10 protein-coding genes and 1 tRNA gene are annotated in these 13,177 nt (G+C 73.9%); 6 read left to right on the top strand and 5 right to left on the bottom strand.

The genetic code is table 11. The features are described from left to right. Positions 1-42: 42 nt before the first annotated feature. Together DEF28_RS08000 and DEF28_RS07995 are read left to right on the top strand one after the other, a co-directional pair. Positions 43-1,032 (top strand): endonuclease/exonuclease/phosphatase family protein, encoded by a 990-nt coding sequence (locus DEF28_RS08000; RefSeq protein ID WP_114399919.1) that lies wholly within the window; start codon positions 43-45, stop codon positions 1,030-1,032. Positions 1,033-1,119: 87 nt separating this feature from the next. Next, positions 1,120-1,938, top strand: a complete 819-nt coding sequence (locus tag DEF28_RS07995) for an alpha/beta fold hydrolase (protein ID WP_114399918.1) — start codon at positions 1,120-1,122, stop codon at positions 1,936-1,938. Positions 1,939-2,010: 72 nt separating this feature from the next. Here DEF28_RS07995 and DEF28_RS07990 read toward each other — a convergent pair whose 3' ends face one another. Then, a complete protein-coding gene (locus DEF28_RS07990) occupies positions 2,011-2,784 on the bottom strand; it encodes a L,D-transpeptidase family protein (protein WP_114399917.1) in 774 nt (257 codons plus the stop codon). A 318-nt stretch (positions 2,785-3,102) separates the two neighbouring features. Here DEF28_RS07990 and DEF28_RS07985 point away from each other — a divergent pair, with 318 nt between their 5' ends. Further along, positions 3,103-4,701: an OmpA family protein gene (locus DEF28_RS07985; RefSeq protein ID WP_114399916.1), complete on the top strand. Its 1,599-nt coding sequence runs from the start codon at positions 3,103-3,105 to the stop codon at positions 4,699-4,701. Between the two features lie 48 nt (positions 4,702-4,749). On the opposite strand, the gene DEF28_RS07980 is transcribed toward DEF28_RS07985, so the two are convergent. Both DEF28_RS07980 and DEF28_RS07975 read right to left on the bottom strand, forming a co-directional pair. Then, positions 4,750-5,409: a hypothetical protein gene (locus DEF28_RS07980; RefSeq protein WP_114399915.1), complete on the bottom strand. Its 660-nt coding sequence runs from the start codon at positions 5,407-5,409 to the stop codon at positions 4,750-4,752. Positions 5,410-5,531: 122 nt separating this feature from the next. Further along, entirely contained in the window at positions 5,532-5,756 is a 225-nt protein-coding gene (locus DEF28_RS07975) for a hypothetical protein (protein WP_147280224.1), read from the bottom strand. A gap of 416 nt (positions 5,757-6,172) precedes the next feature. Here DEF28_RS07975 and DEF28_RS07970 point away from each other — a divergent pair, with 416 nt between their 5' ends. Further along, positions 6,173-7,633, top strand: coding sequence for a nitrilase-related carbon-nitrogen hydrolase (locus DEF28_RS07970; RefSeq protein ID WP_233515157.1), 1,461 nt, complete (start codon positions 6,173-6,175; stop codon positions 7,631-7,633). Positions 7,634-7,697: 64 nt separating this feature from the next. Here the strand turns inward: DEF28_RS07970 and DEF28_RS07965 are convergent, their stop codons facing one another. Together DEF28_RS07965 and DEF28_RS27485 are read right to left on the bottom strand one after the other, a co-directional pair. Then, the gene (locus DEF28_RS07965; RefSeq protein WP_114399920.1) at positions 7,698-9,266 is read right to left on the bottom strand and encodes a TROVE domain-containing protein; all 1,569 of its coding nucleotides are present in this window, start codon (positions 9,264-9,266) and stop codon (positions 7,698-7,700) included. 104 nt (positions 9,267-9,370) lie between these two features. Beyond that, positions 9,371-9,516 (bottom strand) — tRNA-OTHER (locus tag DEF28_RS27485). Between the two features lie 1,522 nt (positions 9,517-11,038). Between DEF28_RS27485 and DEF28_RS07960 the strand changes: the two genes are divergently transcribed. Together DEF28_RS07960 and DEF28_RS07955 are read left to right on the top strand one after the other, a co-directional pair. Beyond that, positions 11,039-11,527 carry a rubrerythrin family protein gene (locus DEF28_RS07960; RefSeq protein ID WP_114399912.1) on the top strand — a complete coding sequence of 163 codons (489 nt, stop codon included), beginning with the start codon at positions 11,039-11,041 and terminating at the stop codon, positions 11,525-11,527. A gap of 991 nt (positions 11,528-12,518) precedes the next feature. Beyond that, positions 12,519-12,890 (top strand): hypothetical protein, encoded by a 372-nt coding sequence (locus DEF28_RS07955; protein ID WP_114397125.1) that lies wholly within the window; start codon positions 12,519-12,521, stop codon positions 12,888-12,890. Positions 12,891-13,177 lie beyond the last annotated feature (287 nt).

The raw sequence follows: 13,177 nt of genomic DNA, 5'->3' as shown, positions 1-13,177 counted from the left end.
CGTTTCTCCCGTCCCCGTGTTCTCCGTCGAGAGGCCCCTCACATGGCCGCCACCTCCCACCCCGGCCCGCACCGCGCGGCCGCACCGCCCGGCCGCCGGCGGGCCGGCCGCTGGCTCGCCGGTGCCGCGCTGGCGGTGCCGACAGCCGTGCTGCTGTGCCGGCTGGCGGGCGTGGACGGCGTGACCCCGGTTCCGCAGCTGCTGGCCTTCCTCCCCCACCTGCTCGTTGCGGCCGCGGCCGGACTGGCGCTGTGCGTGCTGGTCCGCTGGCGCGCCGGGCTGGTCTGGTCGCTCGCGGTGGCGCTCGGCATCGGCGCGCTGCTGCCCTCCTACGGCCGCGCGGAGGCCGCCCCCGCCGGGCCGCCGGCGGCCCGGCTCAGCGTGCTCACGGCCAACCTCAGACTCGGCGCGGCGACCGACGCCCTGGTCGAGGTGCTGCGGAGCGAGCACCCGGACCTGGTCTTCGTCCAGGAGTGCGACCTCGCCTGCGGGGAGCGCCTGGAGACGGCCGAGCTGACCCGGCTCTACCCGCACCGGGTCCTGGCGGCGGCGACCGGCGCCGAGGGCTCGGCGATCCTGAGCCGCCACCCGGTCCGCCCGGCCGGCGAGGTGCCCGGCCTGCTGGCCATGCCCGGAGCCGAGGCCGTGGTCGAGGGCGTCCCGGTCGCGCTGCTCCTGGCCCACCCGCTGCCCCCGATCCCCGGCATGGTGGCCGACTGGCGGAGGGAGCTCACCGCGCTGCGCACCGCCGCCGCCGACCTGGACGGCGCGGCCATCGTGGCCGGCGACTTCAACGCCACCCGCGACCACGCCGCCTTCCGCGCCGTCCTGGACACCGGTTTACGCGACAGCGCACCCGCCGTCGGCCTCGGCCGCGAACCGTCGTGGACCGCCGCACCGCTGGCGGGCGCGCAGATCGACCACATCCTCGTCGGCGGCCCCCTGCACCCCACCGCCGGGCGGTTCCTCGACCTGGCCGGCAGCGACCACCGCGCACTGCTGGTCGAGGCGGACCTGTACGCCGGCGGCTGAGCGGTCCCACCGTGTCACCGCGGCGCCGGAGACCCCGCGGACACCGGCTTGACTCTCACATAGATGTCAGGGTCTACGTTCACCGCCATGAACGCACTACCACAGCCGTCCCCGGCGGCACGGCTCGGCCGCGTCGTGCGCGGCTCCGGCCCCGGGCTGCTGCTCGCGCACGGGGCCACCGGCGGCATCGACGCCAACTACGGGCCGATCCTCGACGGGCTGGCCGCGTCCCGCACTGTCGTCGGGCCGGACTACCCCGGCTCGGGGCGCACCCCGCTCGGCCAGGGGGAGCTCGGGCTCGACGCACTGGCCGACGCGCTCGTCCGCACCGCGGTGGAAGAGGGGGTGCCGCGCTTCGCGATCGCCGGGTACTCGCTGGGCGGCCCGGTGGCGATCCGCGCCGCCGTCCGGCATCCCGAGCGGGTCACCGGCCTCGTACTGACCGCGTCCTTCGCCCACCCCAGCGCCCGGATGCGGCTCGCGCTGGCCCAGTGGCACCGGCTGCTGCTGGCCCCCGACCGCGCCGAGGCCGCGCGCTGGTCGCTGCTGACCGGGTTCGGCGCTCCGCTGCTGGACCGGATGGGCTCCGCCGAACTGGACGCAGCGGCCGAGAGCGGCGCCGCGTCCGTCCCGCCGGGCGCCGTGGCGCAGGTGGAGCTGGTCCAGCGGGTCGACGTCCGCGCCGACCTCGCGCGGATCACCGTGCCGACGCTGGTGATCTCCACGACACTGGACCACCTCGTCACGCCCCACCACCACCGCCAGCTCGCCGACGGCATCGCCGGGGCGGAGTTCGCCGAGCTGCACACCGGCCATGTGCCGTTCCTGGAGGCGCCGCAGGAGTGGCTGGCCCTGATCCGCGGCTTTCTGGACCGGCACCGCCCGGACCGCCGCGGCGGGGCCTGACCGCCCCCGCCGCCGGAGCGGGACCACCCGGCCCGTCCCCCGCACCGGGGAACGGGTGGTCCCGCGGGGGGATCAGCGGACGACGACGACGCTGCCGTTGTCCAGGTGGCCGCTCTCCCAGAGCCAGTCCATCGCCTTGATGCTGACGCGGGCGCAGCCGTGGGAGGCGGGGTGGGCCGGCACGGAGGTGTAGCCGTGCACGGCGATACCGCCGTTGAAGTACTTCGGGCGGTACAACTTGCCCAGCGGGCCGGTGTCCCAGCCGTCCACGCCGCGGAAGACGGTGAACTCGCCCTTGGGCGTGGTCGCGACGTGCTGCTCGCCGCGGGACTCGTACGTCTCGCCCGAACCGGTGGACGTGGTGAAGGTCTTGACGACCTCGCCGTCGGAGACCACGAGCAGCAGCTGGCGTTCGAGGTCGATCTCGATGGCGTTGGCGTAGGAGCTCTGGGCGCTCGGGCGCACCCCGTTGTTGAGCGCCTCGCGGGTGTCGGGGCCGACGATGCCGTCCCGGTCGATGCCGGCCGCCTTCTGCAGGGCGATCACGGCGTGGTAGGTGAGCCCGCCGAACTCGCCGTCGGCGGAGTCCAGCCAGTAGCCGAGTTCGAGGAGCCGCTCCTGGAGGTCCCGGACCTCGCGTCCGTGGTCCCCGAGGCGCAGTTCGGAGGAGGAGAACCAGGCGACGCCGGGCGCCGCGGAGGGGGTGCTGGCATGGGCCGTCGCCGCGCCGGGGAGCCCGCCGTCCCCCACGGCGGCGCCGTACCCGACGGCGAGGATGGCGGAGAGGGTGATGACGCCCGCTCGTGCCGCGTACCTCTCGGTACGCCGATGTGAACGTATAGCCATTTTCCGACCTTACCCAGGCTTCACGTGCTCTAGGGATTAAACCGGAAAATATAATGTTTCGCCAGCTCAGCGACAAGATCGAGTAGATCCCGGGCCAAGCCGCGGATCCGCCGCCGGGCTCGCCGGGGGCACCAGGGAGGAAGGGCCGGGAGCGCCCGCGGCGGCCTGCGGACGGTGGTCCACGGCTGCCGCGGGCCGCCGTCCGGAGGCCGCCGCGGGCAACGGTCCACCTGCGGGGACCCGCACCGTTTCGCCAACTCCGTCCCAGGGCGGGAGTATGTCCCCGTCATGTCTCCCTCGTGATCGGAGTTCCCCCGCATGGCGCGGACGACGCCCCTCTCAGTGATCGCGCTGCTCGCCTCGGGCAGCCTGCTGCTCACCGGCTGCAGCATCGTCGAGGACTTCACGTCCTGGGCGGGACGGTTCGGCTCGGAGGACGGGCCCCCGACCGTCCGGGAGGAGTTCCCCTACACCCGGGAGGGGCGCATCTTCCAGGACACCGGCCAGGACTCCGAGATGCGCTTCTCCATCACCGGCCTGGAGCGCACCCCCGACTACACCGTGATGTACTACGAGGTCAGCTACCTCGACGAGTTCGCCGGCAGCAACCGCAACCTGAGCATGCCGCACACCCTGGTCGACCCGATCACCGGCCGGGTGTTCCGCCAGTACATCGACGACGACGGCCTCAAGTACGGCTCGGTCAGCCCCGATTCCAACGGGCTCTACCCGGTGCACGACGGGGTCACCAACGAGTACCGACGCTACTTCCCGCGCCTCCCCGACGAGATCCGGCAGGTCACCTTCGTCGGCAGCGGCCTGGGCGCCATGACCGGCATCCCGGTACAGGACGTGGACGAGGAGCGCCCCGACCCGGAGGACCCCAACGGCGCCGACCACCTCTCGCCGGACGACCCGCCGCCCGGCGGCGAGAACCTCACCTTCGCCAACCGCCGCCCCGACGACGACGCCGTCGCCGACCAGGGCTGGGTGGAGAGCTACGTCGACTCCGAGATCGCCTCCACCACGCGCGACGGCGACCGCGAGATCATCGCGCTGCACTCCGACGTGATGTTCGAGTTCGACCGGTCCGACCTTACCGAGGAGGCGGAGGAGGTGGTCCGCCAGGCCGCGGCCTCCCTCGCCCGCAACGTCGACCCCGACGACCCCGAGATCACCGTCATCGGCCACACCGACGGCCGCGGGACCGACGCCTACAACGAGCGCCTCTCGCTGCGCCGCGCCGAGACGGTGCGCAACCTCCTCGTGGAGGAGATCGGCACCGACTTCGACTACGCGGTGGAGGGGCGCGGCAGCACCGAGCCGATCGCCCGGGAGGGCGGCGCCGACGACGAGGAGGCGCGCGCCCGCAACCGCCGGGTGGAGTTCGCCTACACCGTGGACCAGAACGCCGACCCGGACGAGGAGGAGGCCGACGACGACGGCCTCGGTGTCGCGGTGCGCAACGTCAACTGGCCGGCCCCCTTCACCGACGACCCCGGCGACGTCGCCGCCAGCGTGGAGCGCGACGGCGTCCGGCTCGACGTCTACCCGCTGCGCCGCGACGGCGCCTACGTGATCGGCACGGTCTCCCTGACCAACACCACCGACGAACCGCTCAGCCCCGACATGGGCGGCACCGCGGCGCTCCAGCCCGGCCAGCCCGAGCGGTTCAGCATGGGCACGCTCGGCGGGTTCCAGCTGCTCGACCCCGAGGCCGGGCTGGTGCGCTACGTGGCGCAGATGAACTTCGGCGAGGGCAGGACCGGCGGCTTCGCCGAGGAGGTCCACGAACTGCAGCCGGGCAACACCTACGAGCTCGTCGCGGTGTTCCCCGCCCCGCCCGAGAGCGTCGAGGAGCTGACGCTGCGCGCCGGGCCGTTCGGCGAGCTGCCGGAGATCCCGGTCGGCGAGTGACGTCGGAGCCTGCGCCCCGGTCCGGCCCGGACCGGGGCGCAGGCGCTCTCACGCCCGAGCGCGCTCCGCGGCGGCGATCACCACGCGCTCCATCTCCTCGCGGGTGGCCTCGGAGTACATGGCGGTGACCGACACGTGGAACTCACCGGGCAGCGACAGGTAGAGGTTGCGGCTGGACCCCTCGACGGTGGACACGTACTCCAGCTCACCGCCGAGGGCGTCCGCCTCGGCGCTGCGGTAGCTGTCCACGTCCACGTCCACGTCCACCTCCCAGTTCATCTCCTCCTGCGCACCGGGCAGCCGCACCACCTGGGCGCGTCCGGTCGGGTCCACGTTCAGCGTGAAGACCAGCGAGAACGACTCCGCGCGGACGTCGGTGCCGGCGTGCCAGACGCAGGAGAGCTGCTCGGCGTCCGGGTGCCCCTCGACCTCGGCGGCCTGCTCGTCGACGACCGCGCCCGCGGGCACCAGCTCGCCGGCGAGCTCCTCGGCGCCGATCTCCGCGCACGAGGCGGGCAGCACGAAGCTCGCCTGCTCGGTGGTGGGCTCCGGCGACGGGCTGGGGGCGGCCTCCTCGTCCGCGCCCGGCAGCTCCGGGAGGTCGCCGACGGGCAGGACTCCGCAACTCGCGAGCACTACGCCGGTCACCGCGAGCGTGCCGGCGCCGGTGACGAACCAGAAGAGGCGGGAGGACGGGTCGATGCGCATGGGGGGACCTTCGGGGTCGGCCGACAGGATGCGCGTCGCAATCTACCCCGGACTCCCGCCGGGGACGACCGCGGCGGCGGCCGTCCCCGGCGGGCGGCGGCGCGGGCGCACCGCGCGGGCGGCTAGCGGCCCGCGCCGGCCGAGCCGGAGCACACGTTGAGCCGGCTGTTGACGAGGGTGTTGCTGCGCAGGGTGATGCGGACCCCGCAGGGGCTCTCGTTGATGGCGGAGTCGGTCGCCCGCAGGTTCTGCAGGGTGATGTCGGAGGTGGTGGCGAACTCGGTGCGGGCCGCGATCCGGATGTCGCTGCTCGCCTCCACGGCCGGTGCCATCAGCATCCACTTCATCCGCGATCTGTACGACGTAGATTATTTAGCTACTTGTCCGCCATATCGGACATCCGACTCTCCCCACATCGGCCCCGGGTACAGCGGCCCGCGCTCCCACACCAACAGACCAACACGTGTTGATGGATTGACGCCTCCTCCCCCTGGTCGGACGGCTGCGCGGGCGGGGCTGAGCGCCGGACACCGGAGCGCGGTCCTGCGGCGCACCGCAGTCGGCGGCGGGGGTGGAGCCGCATCCGGTCGGGCGGGCGGCCTCATGGCCGCGGCGCAGCGGCGTTCCTAGTGTTCTCGGCGGGCCGCACCGGCGGCCCGGACCAGTTCCCCTGACCGAGAAAGGCCTTCCGACCGTGGCCTCCTCCCCCGATACCGCACCGACCGGGCGACGCCGGAGACACCTCTGGCTGCTCGTGGGCGCCGTGCTCTCGCTCTTCGCGACGCACTCCGGCTCCGACATCGCCCTGGCCGCCTGGCTGTACCCGGTGTTCCTCATCCACTTCGCCCGCACCGGACGCCCCGGCGGCGCGATGGTGTGGCTCTGGGCGGTCTCCACAGCCGGTGTCCTCTTCTGGCTCTGGCGGGCCGAGCTGTCCTCCCCGCCGCTGCTGCTGATCGCCGTGGTGCTGGGCGCCGTGCAGGTGGTGCCGTTCCTGGTGGACCGGCTGGCCGCGCCCAGGCTCGCCGCGCGCTCGGTCCTGCTGTCCACCCTGGTGTTCCCGGCGGCGAAGGTCGCCGCCGAGTTCGCCCAGACCTCGCTGAGCCCGGTCGGCGGCATCTACGGCGTCCTCGGATCGACCCAGCACGACGCGCTCCCGCTCGTCCAGGTCTCCGCGGTCACCGGCGTCTACGGGGTCAGCTTCCTCGTCGCGTGGGCCGCGGCCGTGGCGGCGCACGCACTCGGCGCGGGGCGGGACTGGCGCACCGGCCTCCGGGCCGCGGTGGCGTGCACCGCGGTGCTGGGCTGCGTCGTCCTGGCCGGCGGCGCCCGCCTGGCGCTCGCCCCGACGCCGACCGAGAGCGTGCGGGCGGCCGGTGTCACCCTGAGTGAGGCGAGCTACGACGCGAACATGAGCCCCGCCTTCGCCAAGTACGACTCCCTGGAGGCGATCGTCAGCGCCGACCCCGACCAGGTGCGCCGCGACTTCGCCCCCATCAACGACGAGTTGATCGACCGGACCGTCCGCGAGGCGCGGGCGGGCGCCGACCTCGTCGTGTGGAACGAGTCCGCGGCGTTCACCCTGGAGGCGCACCGCGACGAGCTGCTCGACCGCGTCCGGGAGGTCGCCCGGGAGTACGGGATCCAAGTCGAGGTCGGGATGTCGGTCTACACCGAGCGGCCGCCCTACCTGCGCAACCAGGCCGTCCTCGTGACCTCCGACGGCTCGACGGCCTGGACCTACGACAAGGCGCACCCCATCCCCGTCCTGGAGCCCTACGACGCCGGGTCGGGCGAGACTCCGCTCCACGACACGGCGTTCGGCCGGCTGGCCACCGCCATCTGCTACGACCTGAACTTCCCCGCGACCATGCGCCAGGCCGCGGCCGGGGGCGCCGACATCGTGCTGCTGCCGGCCAACGAGTGGGCGGCCATCAAGAAGCTGCACGCCGAGAAGGCGATGTTCCGGGCGGTCGAAGGCGGCTTCACCCTCGTCCGCCCGGTCGGCAGGGGCATCTCGACGACGGTCGACCCCTACGGCCGCACGCTCGCCGCGGCGGACTACTTCACCTCGGGCGGCGGCTCCATGGTGGTCGACGTCCCGGTCGAGGGCGTCCGCACCGTCTACAGCAGGGTGGGAGACCTGTTCGCGTGGGCCTGTGTCGCCGCCACCCTCGCGGGCGCGCTGCTGGCCTGGCGCCGCGTCCCCGGAGCCCGCCCGTAGCGGCCGCGCTCCGGGGCCCGCTCCCGGCCGCGGCGGATCCGCGGGCGGGACCGGGCTCGCCGCGCTAGGACTCCCAGGGCCATCCGGCGCGCCGCCCCGCCTCGATGAGCGGGACCATGGCGAACGCGGCGTCGCCCAGGCCGCCGAAGACATGCCGGTTCCCCTCGCCGCTGGGACCGTGGCCGTGGCGGTAGCCGGCCAGGTTCCAGGTGTAGACCGGGACCTCTGCGGGGACCTGGTGCGCCGGGTCCTGGCCGTGGTGCGCCTGCTCGTCGGTCACGATCACCACGCGGTCGTGCCGCCGGTAGTGCCGCCGCACGGCGTCCGCCGTCGAGGTGCCGCCGCGCGGCCCCCAGAACCGCTCCACGACGCGCAGCACGGCGTCGCCGCGGCCGGCGGCGACCGGTTCGCTCACGGCGTCGTACTGCACCAGGTCGGCGTGCTCCGCCCGCAGCGCGAGCGCCGCGCCGAACACCTGGGCGGCGGCCGAGCACGTCAGGTAGGACCGCCGGGAGAGCCGCGCGCTCATGGAGTAGGACTGGTCCACGAGGATGAGCGTGCGCCCCGGCAGCGCGGGCACGCTGCCCAGGCAGTGGCCGAGCGCACGCTCCAGCGCGCCGGCCCAGCGCAGGGACGCCGTGGCGCGGTGGGCGGCCAGGAACCGCATGGGGAGCTGGCGGGACCGCGCCACCTCCGCCGGATCGGCGAGCCGGAGCGCGACGCGCTCGGCGACGGCGTCCGAGACGCCGGCCTCGTCGAAGTTGCGTAGGTTGCGCAGCAGCGCCATGTAGCCCATGGACGGGATGGCCGCCTCCCAGGCGGCCGCGTCCATCGGCCCCTGGAGCCATCCGGCCAGGGCCTCCCAGGTCATGCCCGCCTGGGCGAGCCGCTCCGGGGCCTCGGCGAGGACCCGGCGGCGCCGCTCGGCCGGGACGGCCGCCAGTTCGGCGCGCGCCCGCACCATGCCCAGGCTGGCCGGGATCTCGGCGTCGCGGCCGTGCCGGCGGTCCAGGGCGTGCGCGAACAGGTCGCCCTGCCAGGCCGCGCGGTCCGCGGCCGGGGCCGGGTGCACGAGCTCGATGACGTCGGCGAACCGCCACCCCCTGGTCCCGGTGTCGTACTTCAGCAGCGCGCGCTCGGTGTAGAGCCGCCGGAGGGCGTCGGCGACGCCGCGCTTGACCGGCTTAGGGATCGCCCGGCCGTACCGGGACGTCCAGTAGGCCAGTGCCTCACCCGGTTCGTCGGCGCGCTGGAGGGCCGCGGCCACCATCTGCCGGGAGTGCCCGTGCGCGCCGGCGGCCACGCGGGCCCTCGCTCCCTCCAGGGCGGCGACGAGCGCGGCCGAGCGCATGTTCGCCGTGCCGCGCAGCCACCCGATCATGCCGAGCAGCCACTCCGGGTCGGCGACGGCGATCTGGTGGACGAGGGCGCGGAACCGCTCGTCGCGGGCGTCGGCGGCCTCGTAGAACGTCTGCTCGCCGACCATGTTCGACACGGCCAGGAGGAACAGCTCGCTCTTGTCGTCGCGCGCGTAGCCGGGGCCGCCCTCGTGGGTCTGGCCGGACGGCACGCGCTCCGAGACGACCGGCCCGCGGCCGGCCGACCGGGCCGCGGCGGTGTTGAACTTGGACAGGGGGACGGCTCCTTTCCGCGCGGGAAGGAGCCGGATCCGTCGGGGGCGCCCGAGGTCAGGGGGCGACCGCGGGTCTACCGGCTTCGGCCGCTCGCCCACACCGGTGGACCGGTGGCGGGATTCGAACCCGCGAGGAACTCGTTTGGTTCCATGAAGTAACCGCGGTCTGCGCACCGGGCGCCCCGACGAAGGCTCCTCCCGAGATCGAATCGGCTGCGGTACACAGCGCTCTGTCCGCTTGAGCTACCGGTCGCACCGCGACCAGGCGGGACTCGAACCCGCATCCTCTCGTTCCGGAAACGAAGTATCCGCTGCCTGCGCACCGGGAGGTGCGTATGAAGTTGCGACGTTCCCCCGAGTTCGAAGTGACCCGCGGAAGACGCCCCGCCGAATGGGGCACGCAGGAGACCCGGGGGTTCCTGCCGGAGTCGAACCGAAGTATCCGCGCGTCTGCGCACCGAGGGAACGAGTAGCACCGTACACGGCGGAATCGGAAATGTCGCGCGGATATCCGCACCGGTGGCGTGCGGGACACGTCCGGCTTGGAGCGGCGGCGCCTCGCCATCGTCCCGGCGGCACGCGAGCCCGCAGTGGCGAGCCGCCAGCCGCACGCACCGCCCATCGCGCGGTCCGCTCGGCGGCCGGGCCGGGGCCGGGGTGGACCGGCCACGGCACCGGGACCCGCGGCCCCGGAAATGGTGGCCGACAAGTCCGCATTCGGCCTCTGGGACGGATATGGCCAGCGGGTCCGACTCACCCGTTTCCCGCCGACTCCCGTTTCCCGAGCACCGCGCCATGGGGACTGTATTTCCGGCCCACGGCCGGTTACGGCACCAGGAGAACGGTACCCGGGAAGCGTCTCGGGAAATCGGACCCAGGCGCTCTCTTCGGCCGCAGCGCGGGACTGGGGAAACCGCTGCTCTTTCCCCTCAGCCGCCCACTCGACACCGATCTGACCGGACCGGGCATGCTCGCGACGCGGATATCGCCCAGCACGCTCGGCTGCCCACTGGTCGCTCGCCGCCGCGAGCGGGGTCGGCATCCCGTCATACTCTCGGGCCCGCTGCCCGGCGGTTCGGCGCGGGCGCCGCTCCAGCGGACGGACCCGAAACGGCTGGTCAGCGGCGGACGGCGCCTGACGCATGACGACGAGCTGATGATGCTCACCCACACGCCGGGAACGACGGGAACCGCGGAGCTTTTCAGGCCAGCCCTTCCGACCTCAAGGGCCAGAGGGCACGGCTGGAGTGCCGCCATTCGCCGCCGATCACGTTTCGGCGCGACGCCGCCGTTGCGGTTCTCATGGCCACGTCCACGCCCGCTCCGGCGCAGGGGTGCATTCGGCGCTCCTCTCCCCCTCCAACGGTGCTCGGGATGCGTGACAGCGCCCCCGAGGTCGTCCGCGAGGTGACCCCCGGTTCGTCCGCCGACCGAGCGCCTCCCGCCATCGTTGGCCGCTCTGGCGGGACGGACGCGGGAAGTCGGAGACCGGCGGACGTCCGCGCCGGTGGAACGGCGGTGGTTGGCGGGGCGGCTGGCCGGCAGGGCGGGTCTGGGGGCCGGCGATCCCATGCCCGCTCCCGTCCGGGGCCGCCAGCGGCCAGGCGCGCGAATTGGCTCTTGGGCCGAAACGGCCACGGGGGTGTTGAACCGTTTGCCGATGCCGCCGTAAGTCGGGAGCGGTTTTACCGGGGCGGCCGTTCGCACCTGCCTCGCCGGGTAGCCGACGCCGCAATGGGCGTGAGCGTCATGCCAGGTAAGGAGGTCGACTCATGAATTCGTTCTGGACCCGTGCGCTGGTCACCGGCGCGTTCACCGCCGTTCTCGGTACGCCGGTCGGCGGCGCGTTCGCCGCTTCGGCCCTGGCTGCGGACGACCTGAGTCCGCAGACCCGCGCCGACCTCGATCAGTCGATGCGGGGGGAGGCCTTAGCGAACGCCTCCTATCGCCTCTACGCCGAGCAGGCCCGCCAGGAAGGCCTACCGGCGGTCGCCGACCTGTTCGAGCGGACGGCCGACGTCGAACTGGGCGAGCACTTCAAGGAGGAGGCCGATCTCGCGGGCCTCGTCGGAACGACACGGGACAACCTGTCCGCGGCCATCGCCGGCGAGCACTACGAGGCGGAGACCATGTATCCGACCTTCGCCGAACGCGCCGAAGCCGCGGGCGACACCGAGGCCGCCACCCGCTTCGCGCACAACGCCAAGGACGAGGCCGACCACGCCCGCGCCTTCGAGGAGGCTCGGAACCAACTGCCGTAGGGACCGTGCCCGGGTACGGGCCCGCTGCCGCACCCGCCGAATCGCCCGCGCGCCGCGGGCGGCACACGCACCGCCCGCGGGCCTCGGCACCGTCCCGGCGGCGCGCGCCGGGCATTGCCGCCGCCGACGAGCTCCACCGCGAGCGGCGAGCAATCCGGGAGGCGCGACGGACGGCAGGCCCGAGCTGACACACTCGGGGCCCCGCCAGCGACCCGCTGGCGGGGCCCCGACCCGTCCGCCAGCCCGGCCACGACCACGGGCGCCGCTGACCAGGCGCGCGAACGCGTGTTGGCACGTCGTCGGCCAGGCGGGCGATCGCCCCATAGCGCCTCCGCCGCGTGGCGTCCCTTCTGTCCGAGGAGCGTCCGTGCTGCCGTCCTCGCCATGTATCTGGGTGCTGCTGTCCATGCCGGCACTCGTGGTGTGGCCGGGGCCGCGAGTGCGGAGGCGCCCGCCACCGCAGCCTCGGCGGACGGGGGAACCGTGAATCTCCTGACCGTCGTGGGCTCCACGGAAGGAGCAGGGCCCGGAACGCCCCTGACATCCGGGCTCCGGGCAGAGCCCCGCTCTGGCGCTGGGTTCGGCGCGACGGAGGCACAGCGCGGCGCATCGGCTTTCCGCGCTGACTCGGAGTTCCGGGTGCCCGCCAGCGGAACCGCGGCCGGGTGCGGGTCTCCGGTAGGAGGCCACGCGGTCGCCAGATCGCGGCCGACGCCGCACCCATCTCCCGAGCGGCCCCAGGGGGACGGTGCGGCCGTCCACCGGGGACCCTCTCTCGACACGGCTGCCAGGGGGTGGCGGCGAGGCCCGCGCGGACGAATGGCGAGCGTGGCCAACCAAATCCAACCAAGGCCACAAGAGGACAGCGGAAAAGTCACACGAATCCCTGTTTCGGGCCGTTCGTGTGTGGTTGACTGCAGCGCGTCACACCTACCGGCGCGGACCGGTCCCCGTCCGGCCGGTCCGCGCCCCCTACGGTCTTGGAGACGCCATGTCAGCTTTCCGCAGGGGCAGGGCCATCGCCTCGTCGCTCCTCGTCGGCCTGCTCCTCACCTTCGGCCTCTCCGTCGCCGCGGCCTCCCCGGCCTCCGCCGCGGGCACCTTCCGGCTCTGCAACGTCGCCTCCGACTACACCGCCACGGCGCACTTCCCGGACCGGGGCGGCTTCTCGACCCACGTGGTCAGCCCCGGCCAGTGCACCAGCGTGAGCACCAACGGCGGCGAGAACTTCTACGTGCAGATCAGGAACTCCGGCGGGCGGAACAAGGCCACCACCCTGTACCACATCCCGAGCGGCCGGAGCATGCAGTTCTCCACCGGCGGCACCTTCGCCGCCCCGCAGTACACCCCGCAGGTCTACTGAGACTCCCCGCCACCGGGAGGCCTGCCCCGGGGCAGCGGGCGGCCGACCGCGTAACCGCCGCCCACCGAGACGGCCCGCCGGAGTGCTCGTCCTGGCGGTCTCCCCGCCGGCGCCACACTCACGGCGGTGTCCCCCCTGGGGGCCGTCCGGCCGCAGCCGCCCCCCCACCCACCGAACCTGGCGGGTGGGGGCGCTGGCGTTCAGACGGGCGTCCGCGCACCCGCCAGGCCGGCGCTGGATGTGCGGTGGTCCCGGATTCGCCGCTGGGAAGGACCAGGGCGACGGCA

This window comes from Marinitenerispora sediminis (assembly GCF_003336425.1).
Classification (GTDB): domain Bacteria; phylum Actinomycetota; class Actinomycetes; order Streptosporangiales; family Streptosporangiaceae; genus Marinitenerispora; species Marinitenerispora sediminis.
This window is presented reverse-complemented; position numbering and strand designations above follow the sequence as displayed.

What these genes read in the sequence shown, in the direction of transcription:
- DEF28_RS08000 (WP_114399919.1), top strand. Translation starts at nt 43, where the DNA reads ATGGCCGCCACCTCCCACCCCGGCCCGCACCGCGCGGCCGCACCGCCC.
- DEF28_RS07995 (WP_114399918.1), top strand. Translation starts at nt 1,120, where the DNA reads ATGAACGCACTACCACAGCCGTCCCCGGCGGCACGGCTCGGCCGCGTC.
- DEF28_RS07990 (WP_114399917.1), bottom strand. Translation starts at nt 2,784, where the DNA reads ATGGCTATACGTTCACATCGGCGTACCGAGAGGTACGCGGCACGAGCG.
- DEF28_RS07985 (WP_114399916.1), top strand. Translation starts at nt 3,103, where the DNA reads ATGGCGCGGACGACGCCCCTCTCAGTGATCGCGCTGCTCGCCTCGGGC.
- DEF28_RS07980 (WP_114399915.1), bottom strand. Translation starts at nt 5,409, where the DNA reads ATGCGCATCGACCCGTCCTCCCGCCTCTTCTGGTTCGTCACCGGCGCC.
- DEF28_RS07975 (WP_147280224.1), bottom strand. Translation starts at nt 5,756, where the DNA reads ATGAAGTGGATGCTGATGGCACCGGCCGTGGAGGCGAGCAGCGACATC.
- DEF28_RS07960 (WP_114399912.1), top strand. Translation starts at nt 11,039, where the DNA reads ATGAATTCGTTCTGGACCCGTGCGCTGGTCACCGGCGCGTTCACCGCC.
- DEF28_RS07955 (WP_114397125.1), top strand. Translation starts at nt 12,519, where the DNA reads ATGTCAGCTTTCCGCAGGGGCAGGGCCATCGCCTCGTCGCTCCTCGTC.